Origin of the sequence: Streptomyces nidicola (genome assembly GCF_050106155.1) — a bacterium.
GTDB lineage: Bacteria > Actinomycetota > Actinomycetes > Streptomycetales > Streptomycetaceae > Streptomyces.
The window spans coordinates 7,941,017-7,960,635 of record NZ_JBNBPI010000001.1; the positions used below are offsets into that span (position 1 = coordinate 7,941,017).

A 19,619-nucleotide genomic window follows, 5' to 3' on the forward strand; every position below is an offset into this window, starting at 1 on the left:
CATGGAGTGGTTGACGGCCCCGTTCGAGGTGGCCTTCGTGCAGCGCGCCCTGTGGGGCGGAATCCTGGTGTCGGCGATCTGCGCACTGGCCGGGACCTGGGTGGGGCTCAGGGGGATGGCCTTCCTCGGGGACGCCATGTCCCACGGGCTGCTGCCCGGTGTTGCGTTGGCCGCGCTGTTCGGCGGCAACCTGATGGTGGGCGCGGTCGCGAGCGCGGCGGTGATGACAGCGGGGGTGACCGCTCTCGGCAGGGCGCGGCGGCTGTCCCGGGACACCGGGATCGGGCTGCTGTTCGTCGGCATGCTGTCGCTCGGCGTGATCATCGTGTCGCGCTCGCAGTCCTTCGCGGTGGATCTGACCGGATTCCTCTTCGGTGACGTGCTCGCGGTGCGCGGGCAGGACCTCGCCGTGTTGGGTGTGGCCCTGTTCGTGGCGCTCCTCGTCTCGGTCCTCGGACACCGGGCCTTTCTTGCCCTGACCTTCGACGCCCGCAAGGCCCAGACATTGGGCCTGCGCCCGCGGCTCGCGCACGCCGTGCTGCTCGGTCTCCTTGGGCTCGCGATCGTCGCCTCGTTCCACATCGTGGGCACGCTGCTCGTCCTCGGCCTGCTGATCGCGCCACCCGCGGCCGCCCTGCCCTGGGCGCGCAGTGTGCGCGGGGTCATGGTCGGCGCCGCCCTCCTCGGCGCCGCCGCCACCTTCGGCGGGCTGCTCCTGTCGTGGCACCTCGGCACCGCGGCCGGGGCCACCGTCTCGGCGCTCGCGGTGAGTCTCTTCTTCCTCTCCCACCTCGCCTCCGGCGTCCGCCACCGCCGTACGAGCCGTGCCGCCGACGGCGCCGCGCCCGCTCCCGTACTCGAAGTCGACCGAAGCAAGTCGGAGGCAATGTCTTGACCGCCCGAACCAACGCCGCGAAGTGGACCCCGGTCCCACTGGCGCTCACCGCCCTGCTCGCCGCGGGCTGCGCCGCCCAGGAGGACAACGACCCGAAACGCGCGGCGAGTTCACCGTCCGCCACCCCGCACGGCTACGTGGAGGGCGCGAAGGAGGGGGCCGAGCAGCAGTCCCGGCTGGTCCTCAACGACCCCGGCAGCGGAAGCACCCGCGTCCTCGACCTCATCACCGGCAAGGTGACGAAGACGGACAACGTCACGGGCGCCGCCGACCTCGCCACGGACGGCCGCTTCGGCTACCTCCACGCATCCGGCGCCACCCACGTCCTCGACGGCGGCTCCTGGACCGTGGACCACGGCGACCACGTCCACTACTACCGCGCGGCGATCCGCGACGTAGGGGAACTGCCCGTCGGAGAAGGCGCGTTGGTGCGCAGCGACGCCGCTGTGACCGCGGTGACCGGCAAGGGCGGTCGGACCGTCTTGTACGACCGCGGCAAGCTGGAGAAGGGCGACATCGCGCGCACCCGGACGTTGCCCGGCACGGTCAAGGGGCCCGTAGTCCCGTACCGGGAGCACCTGTTGGCGCTCACCGGCAAGGGTGACGCCGCGAAGCTCACCGTGTTCGACCGTAAGGGCAAGCGCGTCGCCGCGCCGGACGCCGAGTGCGAGAAGCCGAAGGGCGACGCCGTGACCCGCCGTGGCGTGGTGTTCGGCTGCGCCGAAGGGGCGCTGCTCGTACGGGAGGAGAGCGGGAAGTTCACCGCCGAGTCCACCCCCTACGAGACCGAGTCCACCCCCTACGAGCCGGGGTCCGGACCCCACGAGAAGGGCCTGCCGGACACCGAACGGGCGGCCGAGTTCCGGCAGCGCCCCGGCAGCGACACCCTGACCGCGCCGGCCGGGGACGACTCCGTATGGGTCCTCGACGTCGGCGAGCGCGCCTGGACGCGAGTGGAGACCGGGCCCGTCGTCGCCGCCAACACCGCGGGGGAGGGCGCGCCGCTCCTGGTCCTGGAGACCGACGGCAGGCTGCACGGCTACGACATCAAGACGGGGAAAGAGACCACCCGCACCGAGAAGCTCCTGACCGGGAAGCCGCACACCCGGAACGCCCCGGTCGTCGAGGTCGACCGCAGCCGCGCCTACGTCAACGACCCATACGGCAAGCGGGTGTTCGAGGTCGACTACAACGACGACCTGCGCATCGCCCGCACCTTCGACCTCGACGTCGAACCGGTGCTGATGGCGGAGACCGGCCGATGAGCGCGGACGAGGCGAAGAAGCGCGTCCGCGTGGGCACGGCACGGCTGCGCAGCCTGCTGCTCGGCCTGCTGACCCTGGCGGCCGCCGCCACCGCGACCGCCTGCACCACCGAGGGCGAACGGCCCCGCATCGTCGTCACCACCAACATCCTCGGCGACGTCACCCGGCAGATAGCGGGTGACCAGGCCGAGGTCACCGTCCTCATGAAGCCCGACGCCGACCCGCACTCCTTCGGACTCTCCGCACGGCAGGCCGCCGACATCGAACGGGCCGACCTGGTCGTCCACAACGGCCTCGGCCTGGAGGAGAACGTGCTGCGCCACGTCGACGCCGCCCGCGAGTCCGGCGTCGCCACCTTCGAGGTCGGCAAGGCCGTCGACCCGCTCACCTTCCACACCGGCGACGACGCCGGGGACGGCCATGCCGACCCGCACTTCTGGACCGATCCCGACCGCATGCGCAAGGCGGCAGGCCTGATCGCCGACCAGATCACCGAGCACGTCGACGGCGTCGACGACAGCGCGGTGCGCGCCCAAGCCGACCGCTACGACAAAGAGTTGGCGAAGCTCGGCAGCTGGATGGAGGAGTCCTTCGACCGCGTCCCGGAGGAGCGGCGCGCGATCGTCACCAACCACCACGTCTTCGGCTACCTCGCCGACCGCTTCGACCTCCGCGTCGTCGGCGCCGTCGTCCCCAGCGGCACCACCCTCGCCTCGCCCAGCTCCTCCGACCTGCGCTCCCTCACGCAGGCCATGGACGAGGCAGGCGTCCGCACCGTCTTCGCCGACTCCTCCCAACCCACCCGCCTCGCCGAGGTGTTGCGCAAGGAGATGGGCGGCGGTGTCCAGGTCGTGAAGCTGTACTCCGAGTCCCTGACGGCCGAGGGCGGGGGCGCGGACACGTACCTGCGGATGATGCGCGCCAACACGACGGCGATGACCAAGGGCCTGACGGCCCGCTGACCCACGACTGTTCGACAGGGAAGGAAGAACACAAGTGAACACGACCCCGACAACCCGCAGGAGAGCCCTCGGGGGAACGGCCTGCGCCCTCGCCCTCGCCACGGTGCTGACCGCCTGCGGGAGCGAGGACGACACCACCGCCTCGTCCAAGGCCAAGGGCGCCACACCCGCCGCCGCGGTCAAGGATCCACTGGTCGCCGGTTTCGACGGCGGCCTCTACATACTCGACGGCAAGAGCTTGAAGCTTGCCAAGACGATCGAGCTGCCGGGCTTCAACCGCCTCAACCCGGCAGGCGACGCGGACCACGTCGTCGTCTCCACCGACAGCGGCTTCCGCGTCCTGGACGCCGCCGGACAGCGCCTGACCGACATCACGTACAAGGGTTCCGAGCCGGGCCACGTCGTCCGGCACGCGGGCAAGACGGTGCTCTTCACCGACGGCACCGGCGAGGTCAACGTCTTCGACCCCGCCGACCTCGACAGCGGCACGAAGCCCAAGGGCCGCACCTACGCCTCGGCCGAGGCCCACCACGGCGTGGCCATCGAGCTGGAGAACGGCGAACTCCTCAGCACCCTGGGCGACAAGGAGACACGCACCGGCGTGCTCGTCCTCGACAAGGACAACAAGGAGATCGCGCGCAACGAGAAGTGCCCCGGCGTGCACGGCGAGGCCGCGGCCGAGGGTGAGGCGATCGGCGTCGGCTGCGAGGACGGCATCCTCATCTACAAGGACGGCGAGTTCACCAAGATCGACGCCCCCGACGACTACGGCCGCATCGGCAACCAGGCCGGAAGCGACGCCTCCCCGGTCCTCCTCGGCGACTACAAGACCGACGCGGAGGCTGAGCTGGAACGCCCCACCCGCGTCTCCCTCGTCGACACGGAGAAGAAGAAGCTCCGCCTGGTCCACCTGGGGACCAGCTACTCGTTCCGCTCGCTGGCCCGCGGGCCGGAGGGCGAGGCGCTGGTGCTCGGCACCGACGGGAAGATCCACGTCATCGATCCCGCCACCGGGAAGATCGAGAAGAAGATCGACGCCGTCGGCGAGTGGCGGGAACCCCTGGACTGGCAGCAGCCCCGGCCCACACTGTTCGTCCGCGAGCACACGGCGTACGTCTCCGACCCCGGCGAGAAGGCCCTGCACGCCATCGATCTGGACACCGGCAAGAAGCTCACGTCCGTGAAGCTGCCGAAGAGCACCAATGAGCTGTCCGGCACGGTGGCCGGGCACTGACGCGGGGCGCTGACACGCGTACGCCCCCGCGGTCGGCGGACCGCGGGGGCGTACGGGCGCTCGCTCAGACCGACCGGTGGTACTGGTCGGGAACGTGGCTCTCGGAGCCCAGTTCGCGTGCCGCGTGGCGGGCGAAGGACGGGTCGCGCAGGAGCTCGCGGCCGACGAGGATCGCGTCGGCCTCACCGTTGGCGAGGATCTTCTCGGCCTGCTCGGGCTCGGTGATGAGGCCGACCGCGGCGGCCGGCACCCCTGCCTCGTTGCGGACACGGGCCGCGAAGGGGACCTGGTAGCCGGGGCCGAGGGGGATGCGGACGCCCGCGGCGTTGCCGCCCGTCGACACGTCGATCAGGTCCACGCCGTGGGCCTTCAGCTCGGCGGCGAACCGGACGGTGTCGTCGGCGGTCCAGCCCTCGCCCTCCTCCAGCCAGTCGGTCGCGGAGATGCGGAAGAGCAGCGGAAGCTCCTCGGGCCACACCTCGCGGACCGCGTCCACGACCTCGAGGGCGAAACGGGTGCGGTTCTCGTAGGAGCCGCCGTACTCGTCGGTGCGCTTGTTGGAGTGCGGGGAGAGGAACTCGCCGATGAGGTAGCCGTGCGCGCCGTGCAGCTCGATGACCTCGAAACCGGCCTCCAGGGTGCGGCGGGTGGCGTCGACGAACTGCTGGACGACCTCCTTGATGCCCTCGACCGACAGTTCGGCCGGAACCGGGTGCTTCTCGTCGAAGGGCACCGGGCTGGGCGCGACGGCCTCCCAGCCGTACGCGTCCGGGCCCACCGGCGCGCCGCCCTTCCAGGGCTGGTCGGTCGAGGCCTTGCGGCCGGCGTGACCCAGCTGGATGCCCGGCACCGTGTTCTGCGACTTCAGGAAGGACGTGATCCGGCGGAAGGCCTCGACCTGGGTGTCGTTCCAGATGCCGAGGTCCTGCGGCGAGATGCGGCCCTCGGGGGAGACGGCCGTCGCCTCGACGATGATCAGGCCGGTGCCGCCCGCGGCGCGCGCCCCGTAGTGCTGGAAGTGCCAGTCGTTCGGAGCGCCGGTGAACGGACCCTCGGGAGCCGCGCTGTACTGGCACATCGGCGGCATCCACACGCGGTTGGGGATGGTCACGGACCGCAGGGTGTAGGGCTCGAACAGTGCGCTCACGGCGGACTCCATTCGGTGTGGATCGCGGAATTGCCTCGCGGATCGCGGCGAGGACCTCCCTAGTACGATAGCCACCGTAGTACGGCGGATGTCAAACTACGATGGTTCTCGTACAATGGCCGTGAGGCGACGCCCGCATCGCAGGCATCGAGCCATCCGCACCACGCCGCTCCACACGGACCGCAAAGGGGAGTCGTCCATGACGGCCGCAGCACCGCACACCGAGACCGCCGCAGGCGGCCGCACGCTCGCGCACCCCGCCCGTACGGAGATCCGGCTCGAAGCGGTGCTGCACGCGCTGTCCGACCCGATGCGCCTGGCCGTCGTCCGGGAGATGGCGGCCTCGGCGGAGGCCGAGCTGTCCTGTTCGGCCTTCGACCTGCCCGTCACGAAGTCGACCACCACGCACCACTTCCGCGTGCTGCGCGAGGCCGGCGTGATCGAGCAGGTCTACCGGGGGACCGCCAAGCTCAACGGCCTGCGCAGGGCCGACCTAGACGCGCTCTTCCCCGGCCTTCTCGACGCCGTGCTCGACGCGGCTGCCCGGCAGGAGAACCGGCTCGGCGACAGCTGATCCGCCCGAACCCGCCTTCTGCGGAAGGTGGTTGAACAGCAGGTTCAGTGCGATCGCCGTCAGGCAGCCCGCGCTGATGCCGCTGTCCATCACCGTCTGGAACCAGTTGGGGAAGTGCTCGTAGATCGTCGGCACGCCCACCGGGAGCAGGCCGACGGCGACCGAGACCGCCACCACGGTCAGATTGCTGTTGCCCTCGAAGTCCACCTTCGACAGGGTCCGCAGGCCGCTCGCCGCGACCGTTCCGAACATCACCAGGCCCGCGCCGCCGAGCACCGGCGAGGGGATCGCGGCGACCACCGCGCCCAGCTTCGGCAGCAGCCCGAGCAGGATCAGGATGCCGCCGGAGACGGCGACCACCCAGCGGCTGCGCACCTTCGTCATGCCGACGAGGCCCACGTTCTGCGCGAACGCCGTGTACGGGAAGGTGTTGAAGACGCCGCCGAGCACGGTCGAGAAGCCGTCGGCGCGCAGCCCGTCGCCGAGCGCGCGCCGGTCCACGGGCCGGCCCGTCATCTCGCCGACCGCGATGAAGTCGCCCGTCGTCTCGGTCATCGTCACCAGGGCCACGATCAGCATCGACACGATCGCCGCCCCGTGGAACTCCGGGGCGCCGAAGTGGAACGGCGTGCTGATCCCGAACCAGTGCGCCTCCCCGACCGCGGAGAAGTCCGTGAAGCCGGTGGGTATCGCCACCGCCGTGCCCACCACGATGCCGACGAGCACCGCGACCCGGCTCAGGGCCGGCGGCGCGAACCGCTGCACGCCGAGTACGAGCACCAGGACGAGCGCCGCGAGCCCGATGTTCTTCGGGTCACCGAAGTCCTTCGCGCCCGAGCCGCCCGCGGCCCACGTACCCGCGGTCGGCAGCAGTGACAGGCCGATGATCAGGATCACCGTGCCGGTGACCAGCGGCGGGAAGAAGCGCAGCAGCCGCCCGAAGACCGGTGCGAGGAGCATCATGGCGAGGCCCGCGACGATCACCGCCCCGTAGATCGCCGGAAGCCCGCCGCCCGTCGTGCCGATCAGCACCATCGGCGAGACGGCCGCGAACGTACAGCCCTGCACGATCGGCAGCCGGATGCCGAAGCGCCACACACCCACGCACTGGATGAGCGTCGCGATGCCGCACACCAGCAGGTCGGCGGTGATCAGATACGCGAGATCGGCGGGCGACAGCTTCATCGCGCCGCCCACGATCAGCGGCACGGCGACCGCTCCCGCGTACATGGCGAGAACGTGCTGCAGTCCGAACGCCGCCAACTGGCGCGCGGGCGGGACCTGGTCCACGGGGTGCGTTGTCATGCACGAGAACGTAATGAGCTTGAACGTTTTGTTGATTTCCGTTGTGTTGCCGGTACGTGTCCTCGCCCCTGAACCGCGTTGGGTTGTCTACGAACCCCGTGCCGCGCCCAACAGGCCCTCCCAGTCGGGGATCTTCACCGAGCCCCGCCCGAGCCCCCGCCCCAACTCCGCCTCGGCCCGCTCGATCGCCCGCCACCCGTCCCACTGCACGGGCCGCGCCCCGGCCGCGATCAGACCGCTCAGCGGATCCCGCGCCGCACCCCCGCTGCGTACGAGGGCGGGGACATCGTCCAGGAGGGACGCCACGGTCTCCTTGGCGCAGGGGCGGTTGGTGCCGATCACGCCGGTCGGGCCGCGCTTGATCCATCCGGCGACGTACTCGCCCGGCGCCACCCGGGCGTCCCGCAGCACGCGTCCCGCCTGGTGCGGCACGGTGCCGCTGCTCTCGTCGAACGGGAGGCCCTCCATGGGCACACCGCGGTAGCCCACCGACCGCAGCACCAGCTCCGCGCCGATTTCCTCGAACAGTCCCGTGCCGGTCGCGCCCCCGTGCCCGTCGGGCCGCGTCCGCTCGAAGCGGACCCCGGTCACCCGGCCGTCGTCGCCCGCAAGGAGCTCGGTGGGCCGCAGGTAGAACCGCAGATGGATCCGGCGGCGCGCGCCCCGTGGCGGCTCGGCGGCCCAGCCGCGCAGCACCTCCACGTTGCGCCGCTGGGCGGCGGGCAGCGTGGACGGGTCCGCGTACAGCGGGTCTTGCGCCAACTCGCGCTCGTCGACGAGGACTTCGGTGTCCGGGAGGCCGCCCAGCTCGCGCAGCTCCTTCGTGGTGAAGCGGGCCTGTGAGGGGCCGCGCCGGCCCACCATGTGCACGTCCCGGATTTCGCTCGCCGCGAGGGTGTCGAGCGCGGCGCGCGGCATGTCGGTGGGCAGGAGCTCGGGGACACCGCGGGCCAGCATCCGCGTCACGTCCACCGACACATTGCCCACGCCGATGGCGACGGCCGTGCGCACGCCGCGTACGAAGCCGTCCTCGATCGCGTCCGGGTGGGCGCTGTACCAGGCCACGAAGTCGGTCGCCGACCAGCTGCCCGGCAGGTCCTCGCCCGGCACCCCGAGCCGACGGTCGGCCGCCGCGCCCACGCAGTACACCACCGCGTCGTACAGCTCCAGGAGCTTGGCGGGCGGCAGCGCCGGGCCGATCTCCACCCCGCCGAGGAAGCGGACCCGCTCGTCCTCCAGGGCCGCCCGCAGATTGTTCTGCAGCGATTTGATCTTCTCGTGGTCCGGGGCGACGCCGTAGCGCACCAGGCCGTACGGGCAGGGGAGCCGGTCGAGCACGTCGACGCGGACGTCCGGGACGCGGCCCTGCCCCACGAGGCCCTGCGCGGTGTAGACCCCGCTCGGGCCCGAGCCGACGACAGCGATGTGCGGCACGGGAGGCTCCCTCCGCCGGGGTGCTGATGTGTCTCAGCATGACACCGGGAGGCGCGGTGGGGGAGGGGGCGCGGCCGTGCTCAGGACATGTCGCGCATCCGGTCGATCTCGCTCGTCTGCTGCGCGATCACGTCGTCGGCCATCTCTTCCACCTGCACGTTGTTCCCGCCGCTCTTGACCTCCGTGGCCATCGTCACGGCGCCCTGGTGATGCGTGATCATCAGCTTCAGGAACAGCTCGTCGAAGGCCTCGCCCCGGGCGGCCCGCAACTTCTTCAGCTGGGACTCCGTCGCCATCCCCGGCATCGCGCCGTGCGCCTGGTGGCCCTCGGGTGCGGTGTCGCGACCGTACTTGTGCAGCCAGCCGCGCATCGTCTCGATCTCAGGACCCTGCGCGGCGGTGATCCGCTCGGCGAGCGCCTTGATCTTCGCCGACTTGGCCTGTTTCGCGGCCAGTTGGGTCATCTTCAGAGCCTGCTGGTGGTGCGGGATCATCATCTGCGCGTAAGTGACATCGGCGGAGTTCGGGGTGTCGTCCGACCCGCGCCGCTCGGCGTCCTTGGCCGACAAGGTCTCGGCCACGTCGCCCGGCTTGCCCGGCGCGATGACCGAAGGCCCGGCGGACGCAGGGGAGTTGGCCTTGTCAGCGTCGTCCGAACCCCCCGAGTCGCACCCGGTCAATGCCAGCGCCGACACCGTCATCAGTGCGACGGCAGCAACTTTCATGACGATTGCGTTGCCAGCTATTGATCTGTGCATGAGGAAGACGATACTCGGGGAGATCCGTGAATCGTTCACGTACGAGCGAAGTCACCGTCACCCAAGGAGACAACAGTGACCCTGTACTCCCCCCGAACGCGGCGCAGACGCCTGGGAGTTGCCACAGCGGCAGTCGGACTCCTCGCGGCGCTGCTCGCCGCGGGACCCGTATCGGCGACGCCCGACCCGGGCGACAAGTCGTCGGCCCCCAAGAGCGTTTCGAAGAGCACCGAGGCCGAGGTCGAGAAGGCGATATCCGCCGGCGACATACCCGGCCAGGACGAGATAGTCCACTCGGACAACATCCAGCACGTCACCAACATCCCCAAGGAAGCGCTCCCCGGCACCAACTCGGACCTCGCCTTCCAGGGCAAGTACGCCTTCGCCGGGAACTACGACGGGTTCCGTGTCTTCGACATCAGCAACCCGAAGGCGCCGAAGACGGTCGCCCAGGTGCTGTGTCCCGGCTCCCAGAACGACGTCTCCGTCTCCGGGAACCTGCTGTTCCTGTCCACGGACAGCTCCCGCAGCGACGACTCCTGCGCCTCCACCACCCAGCCGGCGACCGAGAAGTCGTCCTGGGAGGGCATGAAGGTCTTCGACATCAGCGACAAGGCGAACCCGAAGTACGTCTCCGCCGTCGAGACCGCGTGCGGTTCGCACACGCACACCCTGGTGCCGGAGAAGAAGAACGTCTACGTGTACGTCTCCTCGTACTCGCCCAGCGCGACGTTCCCGGACTGCCAGCCGCCGCACGACGGCATCTCCGTCATCAAGGTGCCCCGCAAGGCGCCGCAGAAGGCGGCCGTGGTGAACTTCCCGGTGCTCTTCCCCGGTGAGGGGGCGGACGGCGGCGGCAACCCCGGCGCGCCGACCAACCCGGGTGTCTCCAAGACCACCGGCTGCCACGACATCACGGTCCTGCCCTCCAAGGACCTCGCGGCGGGCGCCTGCATGGGCGACGGCATCCTGTTCTCCATCGCCGACCCGGAGAACCCGAAGGTCATCGACCAGGTCCAGGACAACGTCAACTTCGCGTTCTGGCACTCGGCGACCTTCAACCAGAAGGCCAACAAGGTCGTCTTCACCGACGAGCTGGGCGGCGGTGGCGCGGCCACCTGCAACGAGGCCATCGGTCCCGACCGCGGCGCCGACGGCATCTACGACATCACCGGCAAGGGTGACAAGCGCAAGCTCGTCTTCAAGAGCTACTTCAAGATCCCGCGCCACCAGGCCGACACCGAGAACTGTGTCGCCCACAACGGTTCGCTGATCCCGGTCAAGGGCAAGGACCTCATGGTGCAGGCCTGGTACCAGGGCGGCGTCTCCGTCTGGGACTTCACGAACTCCGCGAAGCCCAAGGAGATCGGCTACTTCGAGCGCGGCCCGCTCACCACGGACACGATGACGACGGGCGGCTCGTGGTCGGCGTACTACTACAACGGCTACATCTACTCGAACGACATCGCGAAGGGCTTCGACGTCCTGAAGGTCGACGACGCCCGCACCGACCCGGCGAAGAAGATCCGCCTGGGTGAGCTGAACGTCCAGACGCAGCCGGACTACTTCGGCTGACTGGTCCGCTCGCCATTGACGGCCGGTGACAGCGGCTCGAAGTAGCGCGAGAAATCGGCCGGTCTGCTGTGAGCGGGGCCCTCGTCGGACGACGCGTCATCCTCGTCGTCCGGCGGGAAGCCCCACTGCCACTCCAGGCCGTAGCGGCGGAACAGCTCGGCGCGCAGCGCCGTCATCGGCATCGGCACGCCGGGCACCAGGAGCGAGAACACGGCGCCCATCAACAAGGCGCGCAGCAGCGGATAGTCCGTGTCGACGTCGAGCGTCCCGTGCCGCACGACCGTGTCGCGCAGCAGCGCCGCGAGCCGCTGCTGCTCAGGACACTGCACAAAGCCCTCGGCCTGCAAAATCCCCGCCATGTGCGTGCGCATGAGGACGGGTTGATCGCGGGCGAGGCCGAGAATCGCGTCGATGGCGCGGGCAAGCCGCTCGTCCCCGTCGTCAAGGCCGGGCCGCGGCTCCCGCTCCAGCGTCTCCTCAAGGGTGCGGTGCATCAGCCGGTGCACGGCGGACTGCAACAACTGCCGCTTCCCGGGGAAGTAATAGGACACCAGACCGCGCGCCGAACGGGCGCGGTCCGCGATGTCGCCGAGCGTCGTCGCGTCGTACCCGCGCTCCCCGACGAGCTCCAACGTCGCCTGCAGGAGCCGTTCGCGGGAACGTCGGCGCAACTCCTCATTGACCGATGCGCTGCGGGGGGACATTCTTGACTCCTGCGTTGACTGGCTCAGAGCCAACTATACTCAGCGCTTCCCGGCCACCGGCCCTTCGGGGTGTGGTGTGTGCGGGAGGGCGGCCGTATTCCGGCGACGCGGGGGATCGTCGGAATACGGCTCGTTCAATTGCCCCGAGTTGTGTCGGAAAACTGCGCTGCGCAAGCGCGGTTGGGGCAAACTGTGCTCGTGGCTGACGAACACTCACCCCCCGGCGCTGCGGAGCAGGACATCGCGGATGCCCTGCTCAAGGCGGAACAAGGCGAGTCCCCGGACGGCGCGGAGCCCGTAGGCCAGGAGCCCGCGGAGGAGTACGACGGGGCATTCGGGGGCGGGGACATAGCAGGGGTGCCCGACGATGCCTGGGATCACATCGGAGCACGCAAGCCCAAGCCCCGCCCCATCGAGAGCGCCGATGAGGCGCTCAAGCGCGCGGCGGAACCGGAGATCGTCAACGAGATCCTGGCGGGCGGCGCCGTGGCCGCCTCGTTCACGGCCGCTGCCACCGTCGCCAAGGCCAAGATCGAGGCCACCACGCAGCGCCGGAAGAACGACCTCGACGCCGAGACGGAGCGGCTCAGGATCGCGGCCGAGGAACGCATCGCGGGATTCCAGTCCGTGAGCGGGCAGGCATCGGAGATCGGGAGCGCCGACCCCGACGGCGTGTAGCCGTACAGCCATGCCATGCCATGCCATGCCCGGCGTCGGGGGACGCCGGGCGGGACGACGGATTCAGATCAGGTCGAGCACCGGTCGCAGACCGTTCGGTCGGTCCTGCGTGGGCAGGTGGTCCACGAAGTGCACCGCGCAGCCCAGCTCCGCGGCTCCGCCGTCCGCGTGCCGGTCGTCGCCCACCATCAGCGCGTCGCCGGGCGCCATGCCCAACTCCTCGCAGGCCGCCGCGAACAGCCGCGGATCCGGTTTCGTGACGCCGTGCCGGTACGACAGGACGTACGCGTCGATGAACCCGTCGAGGCCGTGACCGGCGAAGACCGGGCGCGGATCCCAGCCGATGTTGCTGATCACGGCCACCGGTACGCCGCGTTCGCGGAGCCCGGCGAGCACCTCGCGGGTGTCCGGGTAGGGCTGCCAGGCGGCGGGCGTCATGTGCCGGTCGTACAGGGCGTCGTAGAGCCGCTCGTCGGGCAGCGGCACCTGGCGGGCCAGGCCCGTGTACGCGGCGCGGTGCCGCGAGGCGTCGACGTCGCGGACGGCGACGAGTTCGGCGAGGTGCTCGGGGACGTTGACCTGGTGCGTGGTGCCGCCGGGAATGGCCCCCACGTCCTCGAGGCCGCGGGCCGCGCGGTCGAACTCCTCGGCGGGCATGGTCAGTCCGGTCTCGTCGAGCACGGCGCGCAGCCAGGAGTCGGCGGACTCGATGCGGAAGAGCGTCCCGGAGAAGTCGAACAGCACGGCTTTGATCGTCATGCCCTCGATCCTCCGGCGCACCGAACGCACGGGTCAAGCACGGGCGTTGGGCGCCGCCCACTTGCCGTACGCCGCCGTGGACAGCGTCACCGTCAGCGCCCCGAGCAGCCAGCCGGCCAGCACGTCCGACGGCCAGTGCACCCCCAGCCACAGACGGGTCAGTCCGACGCCGAGCACCGACACCACGGCGAGCGCGAACGCGGTGCGCCACAGCGCCCGCCCGGCTGCGTACCGCCGCAGCAGCCACAGGACGAGCGCGCACACCACGGTCGCCGTCATCGCGTGTCCCGAAGGGAACGCCGCGTAGTGCGCCGAGTCCACCGGATCGCGCCAGGCCGGGCGCGGCCGGTCGACGGCCGCCTTCAGGCCCTGTTGCAGCAGCGTGCCGACCAGACAGGTGGCCGCCACCCAGCCCGCGAGCAGCCAGTCCCGCAGCCGCCAGACGAGGACCAGCACGATCACCGTGCACAGGAGCCGCATGGTCCAGGGGTCCCACACCCAGTCGGTCAGCACGCGGTTGACCTGCGTGACGCCGGGTTCGGCGAGGGCCCGGCCGTGCAGTGAGCGGGCGATGTCGCGGTCGAGGCCCATCAGCGGGCTCCACCGGATCGCCACCAGAACGGTCAGGAGGACACAGGGCAGGGCCAGTGCGGTGGCAAGCGCGAGGACGCGTCGGGGGCGTCGGGGCGGGGAGTCGAGCCGTACCGGGTGCATGGGAAAGATCCTCGCCCATCGGGCGCCGCGCGGGCCATCCCGGTGGACGGCTCGGCGTGGTGCTGTTCCGCTGTCCCGCGGTCCCAGCGCCCGCGGCTATCCCAGCGCCCGCAGCGCGGGGACGAACGTGACCAGGAGGGGGACCAGCGGGATCAGCGCCGCGGCCGCCGTGAGACGCAGCCGGTGCGCGGGCGTCAGACGCGAGGGCGGCGCCAGCAGTCGGTGCACACGCTGCGGGACCTGTGCGTGCGGCGTCGGGCAGGGGCCGAACACCCCGCGGTCCTCGTTGAGTTCCACCAGCGCGAGCGCGATGCTCATGCGCCCGAAGCGGCGCGATGCGACGTCGTCCGCCGCCAGCTCGACAAGCCGGTGCATCTCGTCCCGGAACGAGGCGAACACCGGAACCTGCGGAAAACCGGAGGCCAGCGCGCCCGAGCAGTGCAGCAGCCAGTCGTGCCGCCACCGCGCGTGACCCGTCTCGTGCGCGAGCACCGCATCGAGCTGACGCCCCTTCAGGCGCTGCAACGCGGCGGTGGTGATGATCAGTTGGGGCGTCGTGCCCGACATCCACCAGGCGTCGGGGCGCTTGCCCTCCAGGATGACGAGGCGGTCGGGGCCCGGCTCCTCGCCCGGCAACAGCGGTGCGCGCTCCAGGAGTTCGACCCGCCTCGCGCGCCGCCTCGCCCGCGCGCCGCGCACCTCGCGCACCAGCATCGCCGCCGTCCACGCCCCGCCCAGGGCGAGCGTCACGGCTACGGTCGCCGCCCACGGCCCCGCCGCGCGCAGCGCGTACGCGTCCACGACCCCGTGCGGCGCCGCCGCGAACACATGGCCACGCACGGCGCCCCAGGCCGCCGCCGCGCTCAACGTCATGGACAGGACACAGCACAGCAGCACACCCGCCACCACGCACTGCCACGCCCACAGCGCGACGATCGGCTCCCGCTCCGTCCAGTTCGCGCGCGCGAGCAGCCGTGGCGCGACCAGGGCGGCAAGGGCGCCGAGCAGCAACAGCGCTACGGGGACCGTCATGGCCGTCACCCTATGAGGCGAGCGCTACCCACGGGTATGGCCTGGGGCGTCAAGTGACGCACGCCACGGTTTCGTTGGTCGGCGCGCTACCGGTATTTATTCGCAGTGCTCCGGCCTTCAGGCCGGGGGTGAAGTGAATCCGGTGGTAGCGACGCGGAGCGTCGCGGTGGTGTTCCGGCGGAGCCGGACGCTGCTCGTGACGGTGATGGGTCGCTCGAATGTGCCCAGTGGTGACGGGAGTTCGACATGCCTAGTGTGATCGTCATGCAGCTCCGGTACGCCTTCAGGTTGTACCCCGACGTCGCTCAGCAGGCCGCGCTGGCCAGGGCGTTCGGGTGCGCCCGAGTCGTGTTCAACGACGCGGTCCGTGCCCGTGAAGAGGCCCGCAAGGCAGGGCGGCCCTCCCCCACGGCCGGGGAGCTGCCCCGCGCTGTGATCACCCAGGCGAAGCAGACCACCTCACGGTCCTGGCTGGGTGAGGTCTCCGCAGTGGTGCTCCAGCAGTCCCTGCGGGACGCCGAGGCCGCCTACCGCAACTTCTTCGCTTCCTTGAAGGGCGCCCGTAAGGGGCCGAAGCTTGGCCCGCCCCGTTTCAAGTCCCGGAAGGATGCCCGGCAGTCGGTCCGGTTCACTGCCAACGCTCGCTGGAGCATCACCGACAGCGGCCGCCTGAACCTGCCGAAGATCGGCGCGGTGAAGGTGAAGTGGTCCCGCACCCTGCCCACCACCCCCACCTCGGTCACCGTCATCAAGGACGCGGCAGGCCGGTACTTCGCCTCCTTCGTGATCGACACCGACCCTGCCGCCGACCATGCGCGGATGCCGGCAACCGACCGCACCATCGGCATCGACCTCGGACTCACCAACTTCGCCGTCCTCTCCGACGGCACGAAGATCGACTCTCCGCGCTTCCTGCGGCGCGCGGAGAAGAAGCTGAAGAAGGCCCAGCGGGAGCTGTCCCGCAAACAGAAGGGATCCAAAAACCGGGCCAAGGCCCGTCTCAAAGTTGCCCGAGCCCATGCCCGGGTTGCCGACGCACGCCGCGAGTTCCACCACCAGCTCTCCACGAGGCTGATCTCCGAGAACCAAGGGATCGCCGTGGAGGACCTGTCGGTGGCGGGGCTGGCGCGCACCAGGCTGGCCAAGTCCGTGCACGACGCCGGATGGGCGACCTTCGTTGGCATGCTGGCGTACAAGGCGGCACGGTATGGCCGCACCCTGGTGAAGATCGGCCGGTTCGAGCCGACCTCCCAGACTTGCTCCACCTGCGGCGTCAAGGACGGACCCAAACCCCTGAAAGTCCGGGAGTGGACGTGTACCGCCTGCGGCGTGGTCCATGACCGGGACGTCAACGCCGCGATCAACATCAAGAAGGCCGCCGGACTGGCGGTATCGGCCTGCGGAGCGCCGGTAAGACCAGAACCCGTTCTGGCACAGCGCGAAGAAACAGGAAGCCACGGATTCAAGACCGGAAACCGTGCCGCGTAGCGGCACAGTTCCGATCAAGAAGCCCGGAACCCTCGCCCTTCATGGCGAGGAGCATGTCAAATCGTCAGCAGCATGGCCAGCATCCCGATCCCCATCGAGAGCCGGCACGCCCGCGCCAGCTCCGGACGATCGCCCCAGCCGGCGGGCGCCGTTCCCGTCCCGGTCGCCCCGGCCGGCGCGGTCGTCGTGGCGGGAACGAGGCGGGCGCCCGACCACAGGACGTAGACGGTGAAGTAGAGGAGGAGGGCGCCCGTGAGCGCCGGGGCGCCCGCGCCGCCGTGGTGCGCGTGCGCCGCCGGGCGTACGGCCATCGCCACCGCCATGTACGCCATGGCGAAGGTGCCCACCAGGTGGTGCAGGTGGTGGGTGCCCGTCCGGGAGGCCCACAGCGCGCGGAGCGCGGCGGCGCCGAACACGGTCGCGTACAGCAGCCACGCCCAGTGCGGCGGCGTGAGCACCGCCGCGGGGACGGCCATCAGCGCCATCCCGAATCCCATCAGGGCCTCGCCGCCGGCCGTACGGCGCTGCTCCTCGACGTCGCTGCGCAGGCGCAGCAGGCAGTACGCGCCGGTCGCCGCGCACAGCGCGACCAGCAGCCAGGCGGCCGAGAGCGGTCCGTGCACGGGGTCCCCCATCTTGTCCGTCTGATCCGTCTCGTCGTCACGTCTCGTCGTTGGTGTCCCGTCCAGGAGATGCCCGGGCGGGCGGGGGCGTATGGCGGCGCAGGGGAGCATGAATGGTCGCGCGAATCATTTACAGGTAAAACACCTGCTAAAGTTTCCTTATGAGCAGCACACCACCGTCACCTCGCACCCCCGCCGTCCATCGCCTCCCACTCACCGGAGTGCTGCGCCTCAACAAGCCGTCCGACGTCTGGCTCAAGCCCGCGACCAGCGTCGTCGTCGCGACCGCGATACCGAACATGGCGCTGCTCGCCCTGGGCCGGCTCGACCTGGCGATGTACACGATGGCGGGCAGCCTGTGCGCCCTGTACGGGCACAACCTCCCGTACGCGGCACGCGCGCGTGCCCTCGCATGGGTGGTCGTCGGCATGCTCGCGAGCGTCGCGGTCGCGATGGTCTCCGCCTCGCTCACCTCGTCCGCGGCCGTCCTCGTCGCCATCGGTGCGCTGCTCGCCGCCGGGCAGAAGGGCCTGTGCGACGCCACCCGGATCGGCCCGCCGGGACACCTGATCTTCACGTTCATCAGTTCCGCGACCCTGTTCGCGCCGCAGCAGCTCGGGCAGGTGCCCGGCCACCTCGCGCTGACGCTCGCCGCCGGCGCCGTGTCCTGGATCGTGGGCATGGCCCCCGCCCTCGTCCGGCCCCACGGGCCCGAGCGCCGCGCCACCGCCCGCGCGCTGAACGCCGCCGCCGCGTACGTCGAGCGGCCCGAGCACGCGCCTGCCCGTGGCGCGGCGGCCGCGGCCGTGCATGCCGCGTGGCAGTCGCTGCTCGCCACCGGGGCGCGCACGGAGGCGCGGCGCGCCCTTGAGCGGCTCGTGCTGCGCGCCGAGGTCGCCATCGCGGCACCCGGCGACGCCGACGCGGGCCGGCTGCGCGCCTGGGCGGGCGGTCTGCGCGGCGCGGGCTCGGTGCCGCGGCCCGCGCGCATCGCCGGGATGGACGACGAACTCCTCGGCATCGAGGCCGAGCTCGCGGGCGGCAAGCCCTGCCTGTGGCGCCGGATCGGCCCCGGCTCCCCGCTGCTGCCCATCGTTCTGCGTACGTTCGTCGGCTGCGCGCTCGCCGGATACGGTTCGCTGGCCCTCGGCGTCGGCCGCCCCTACTGGGCCCTCGTCACCGCCGCGTCGATCTACCAGGCCAACCTCACGCTGTCCTGGAACCGCGGCATCCAGCGCGTCGTCGGCAACATCGCCGGTGTCCTCGTCTTCGCCGCCGTCGTCCCGCTCGCCCACGCCAGCCGGCTCGCCCTCGTGCTGTGCTGCCTCGCCTGCGCCTTCGGGGCGGAGGCGCTCATCACCCGCAACTACTGGCTGGGCAGCCTGTGCGTCACGCCGATGGCGCTGCTGGTCACGGAATTCGCCCGCTACCAGGAGCCCGGCGAGCTGATCGGCGACCGCGTCATCGACACCCTCGTCGGCGCCGTGCTCGGCGTCGTCGCGGCCATCGCGGTCACCAACCGGCGCGCCACGGACGGCATCGAGCAGGCACTCACCGCGAGCGACACCGCCCGCGAGGCCGCCGAGCGCACCCTCGCGCTGCCCGCCCCCGGCCACGCCGCGCTGGAGACGGCCCGCCGCGGCCTCACCGCCGCACTCGTCGAACTGCGCGCCGCCGCCGACACCGCGGCCGGCGAGTGGTGGCAGCGCGCCCTGCCCGAGGAGCGGGTGCTCGCCGCCGAACAGTCCGGGCACCGTACGCTCGCGGCCACGGTGCGCCGGCAAGCCGCAGAGGCGGGCGTCGCCGCCTCCCCGAGTGGTGCGGGCGCCCAGCAGCCCGCCTCCCCGAGTGGTGCGGGCGCCCAGCAGTAGCGGATAGTGGCGGACGCACAGCGTTCGGCCGATGAGGAAGGTCCGGTCAGGCAGGAATGAGCACGCAGCAAGGCGCGGCGGCAACGGAGCCGCTCGACATCGTGTCGTCCGTCGTACGGCAGTGGCAGGCCGTGCACCCCGACATCGACACAGGCCCCATGGAGATCATCGGGCGCATCAACCGGTGCGCCGCGCTGCTCCAGCAGGCCGAGGACGCACCGCTGCGGCACGCGGGCCTGACCAGGGCCGAGTTCGACCTGCTGGGTACGTTGCGCAGGACCGGTCGCGAACTCACTCCCGGCGACCTCGCCCGCGAGACCTTCGCCTCCGGCGCCGCCGTCACCAAGCGTCTCAAGCAGCTCCAGGAACGCGGCCTCGTCTCCCGCCGCGGCGACACCCGCGACCGCCGCGTCTCCCACCTCAGCCTGACGGAGGAGGGCCGGACCCTCGTCGACGAGATCCTGCCGAGTCAACTCGCGTACGAGGGGGCGGTCCTTTCGGGTCTGGGTGAGGGCAAGGACGCACAACTCGGCGCCCTGCTGGGGGAGTTGCTGCTCCAGCTGGAGGGGCGGCTGGGGAACGGCCCCCACTGAGGCCGTCC

At 71.0% G+C, this 19,619-nt stretch carries 19 protein-coding genes; 10 read left to right on the forward strand and 9 right to left on the reverse strand.

Features of this window, described 5'->3' with window-relative positions:
• Nucleotide 1 precedes the first annotated feature (1 nt).
• From aztB to aztD, 4 genes are read left to right on the forward strand one after another with little or no spacing between them, the layout of a single operon-like run.
• The gene (aztB, locus tag ACOKM3_RS35820; RefSeq protein WP_426905398.1) at nucleotides 2-895 is read left to right on the forward strand and encodes a zinc ABC transporter permease AztB; all 894 of its coding nucleotides are present in this window, start codon (nucleotides 2-4) and stop codon (nucleotides 893-895) included.
• Complete coding sequence (locus tag ACOKM3_RS35825) at nucleotides 892-2,160, forward strand: PQQ-binding-like beta-propeller repeat protein (RefSeq protein WP_426905399.1); 1,269 nt, start codon at nucleotides 892-894, stop codon at nucleotides 2,158-2,160. The genes aztB and ACOKM3_RS35825 overlap by 4 nt, the downstream gene beginning before the upstream one ends.
• The gene (aztC, locus tag ACOKM3_RS35830) at nucleotides 2,157-3,122 is read left to right on the forward strand and encodes a zinc ABC transporter substrate-binding protein AztC (RefSeq protein ID WP_426905400.1); all 966 of its coding nucleotides are present in this window, start codon (nucleotides 2,157-2,159) and stop codon (nucleotides 3,120-3,122) included. Before ACOKM3_RS35825 ends, aztC begins: the two co-directional genes overlap by 4 nt.
• Nucleotides 3,123-3,156: 34 nt before the next feature.
• A complete protein-coding gene (gene aztD, locus ACOKM3_RS35835) occupies nucleotides 3,157-4,356 on the forward strand; it encodes a zinc metallochaperone AztD (RefSeq protein WP_426905401.1) in 1,200 nt (399 codons plus the stop codon).
• Nucleotides 4,357-4,420: 64 nt separating this feature from the next.
• Here aztD and ACOKM3_RS35840 read toward each other — a convergent pair whose 3' ends face one another.
• Nucleotides 4,421-5,503 carry an NADH:flavin oxidoreductase/NADH oxidase gene (locus ACOKM3_RS35840; protein WP_426905402.1) on the reverse strand — a complete coding sequence of 361 codons (1,083 nt, stop codon included), beginning with the start codon at nucleotides 5,501-5,503 and terminating at the stop codon, nucleotides 4,421-4,423.
• A gap of 199 nt (nucleotides 5,504-5,702) precedes the next feature.
• Here ACOKM3_RS35840 and ACOKM3_RS35845 point away from each other — a divergent pair, with 199 nt between their 5' ends.
• Nucleotides 5,703-6,077: an ArsR/SmtB family transcription factor gene (locus ACOKM3_RS35845; RefSeq protein ID WP_426905403.1), complete on the forward strand. Its 375-nt coding sequence runs from the start codon at nucleotides 5,703-5,705 to the stop codon at nucleotides 6,075-6,077.
• Here the strand turns inward: ACOKM3_RS35845 and ACOKM3_RS35850 are convergent.
• The 3 genes from ACOKM3_RS35850 to ACOKM3_RS35860 form a co-directional block, all read right to left on the reverse strand.
• A complete protein-coding gene (locus tag ACOKM3_RS35850) occupies nucleotides 5,997-7,382 on the reverse strand; it encodes a nucleobase:cation symporter-2 family protein (protein WP_426905404.1) in 1,386 nt (461 codons plus the stop codon). The genes ACOKM3_RS35845 and ACOKM3_RS35850 overlap by 81 nt on opposite strands.
• An 87-nt stretch (nucleotides 7,383-7,469) precedes the next feature.
• Nucleotides 7,470-8,816: a ferredoxin--NADP reductase domain-containing protein gene (locus ACOKM3_RS35855; RefSeq protein ID WP_426905405.1), complete on the reverse strand. Its 1,347-nt coding sequence runs from the start codon at nucleotides 8,814-8,816 to the stop codon at nucleotides 7,470-7,472.
• A gap of 80 nt (nucleotides 8,817-8,896) precedes the next feature.
• A complete protein-coding gene (locus ACOKM3_RS35860; RefSeq protein WP_426905407.1) occupies nucleotides 8,897-9,541 on the reverse strand; it encodes a DUF305 domain-containing protein in 645 nt (214 codons plus the stop codon).
• Nucleotides 9,542-9,649: 108 nt separating this feature from the next.
• Between ACOKM3_RS35860 and ACOKM3_RS35865 the strand changes: the two genes are divergently transcribed.
• Nucleotides 9,650-11,149 carry an LVIVD repeat-containing protein gene (locus ACOKM3_RS35865; RefSeq protein ID WP_426905408.1) on the forward strand — a complete coding sequence of 500 codons (1,500 nt, stop codon included), beginning with the start codon at nucleotides 9,650-9,652 and terminating at the stop codon, nucleotides 11,147-11,149.
• Here ACOKM3_RS35865 and ACOKM3_RS35870 read toward each other — a convergent pair.
• Nucleotides 11,137-11,853: a TetR/AcrR family transcriptional regulator gene (locus ACOKM3_RS35870; protein ID WP_426905409.1), complete on the reverse strand. Its 717-nt coding sequence runs from the start codon at nucleotides 11,851-11,853 to the stop codon at nucleotides 11,137-11,139. The two genes, ACOKM3_RS35865 and ACOKM3_RS35870, sit on opposite strands and share 13 nt — an antisense overlap.
• Nucleotides 11,854-12,051: 198 nt before the next feature.
• Between ACOKM3_RS35870 and ACOKM3_RS35875 the strand changes: the two genes are divergently transcribed.
• Nucleotides 12,052-12,531, forward strand: a complete 480-nt coding sequence (locus tag ACOKM3_RS35875) for a hypothetical protein (RefSeq protein WP_426905411.1) — start codon at nucleotides 12,052-12,054, stop codon at nucleotides 12,529-12,531.
• Between the two features lie 63 nt (nucleotides 12,532-12,594).
• Here ACOKM3_RS35875 and ACOKM3_RS35880 read toward each other — a convergent pair whose 3' ends face one another.
• The 3 genes from ACOKM3_RS35880 to ACOKM3_RS35890 form a co-directional block, all read right to left on the reverse strand.
• Nucleotides 12,595-13,290, reverse strand: a complete 696-nt coding sequence (locus ACOKM3_RS35880) for an HAD family hydrolase (protein ID WP_426905412.1) — start codon at nucleotides 13,288-13,290, stop codon at nucleotides 12,595-12,597.
• A 33-nt stretch (nucleotides 13,291-13,323) separates the two neighbouring features.
• Entirely contained in the window at nucleotides 13,324-14,004 is a 681-nt protein-coding gene (locus tag ACOKM3_RS35885) for a phosphatase PAP2 family protein (RefSeq protein ID WP_426905413.1), read from the reverse strand.
• Nucleotides 14,005-14,100: 96 nt separating this feature from the next.
• Complete coding sequence (locus ACOKM3_RS35890) at nucleotides 14,101-15,036, reverse strand: M56 family metallopeptidase (protein WP_426905414.1); 936 nt, start codon at nucleotides 15,034-15,036, stop codon at nucleotides 14,101-14,103.
• Between the two features lie 264 nt (nucleotides 15,037-15,300).
• Between ACOKM3_RS35890 and ACOKM3_RS35895 the strand changes: the two genes are divergently transcribed.
• Complete coding sequence (locus ACOKM3_RS35895) at nucleotides 15,301-16,524, forward strand: RNA-guided endonuclease InsQ/TnpB family protein (protein ID WP_426905415.1); 1,224 nt, start codon at nucleotides 15,301-15,303, stop codon at nucleotides 16,522-16,524.
• A 56-nt stretch (nucleotides 16,525-16,580) separates the two neighbouring features.
• Here ACOKM3_RS35895 and ACOKM3_RS35900 read toward each other — a convergent pair whose 3' ends face one another.
• The gene (locus ACOKM3_RS35900) at nucleotides 16,581-17,147 is read right to left on the reverse strand and encodes a DUF5134 domain-containing protein (RefSeq protein WP_426905416.1); all 567 of its coding nucleotides are present in this window, start codon (nucleotides 17,145-17,147) and stop codon (nucleotides 16,581-16,583) included.
• A 161-nt stretch (nucleotides 17,148-17,308) separates the two neighbouring features.
• Between ACOKM3_RS35900 and ACOKM3_RS35905 the strand changes: the two genes are divergently transcribed.
• Both ACOKM3_RS35905 and ACOKM3_RS35910 read left to right on the forward strand, forming a co-directional pair.
• Nucleotides 17,309-19,018: an FUSC family protein gene (locus ACOKM3_RS35905; RefSeq protein WP_426905417.1), complete on the forward strand. Its 1,710-nt coding sequence runs from the start codon at nucleotides 17,309-17,311 to the stop codon at nucleotides 19,016-19,018.
• A gap of 56 nt (nucleotides 19,019-19,074) precedes the next feature.
• The gene (locus ACOKM3_RS35910; RefSeq protein ID WP_426905418.1) at nucleotides 19,075-19,611 is read left to right on the forward strand and encodes a MarR family winged helix-turn-helix transcriptional regulator; all 537 of its coding nucleotides are present in this window, start codon (nucleotides 19,075-19,077) and stop codon (nucleotides 19,609-19,611) included.
• Nucleotides 19,612-19,619 lie beyond the last annotated feature (8 nt).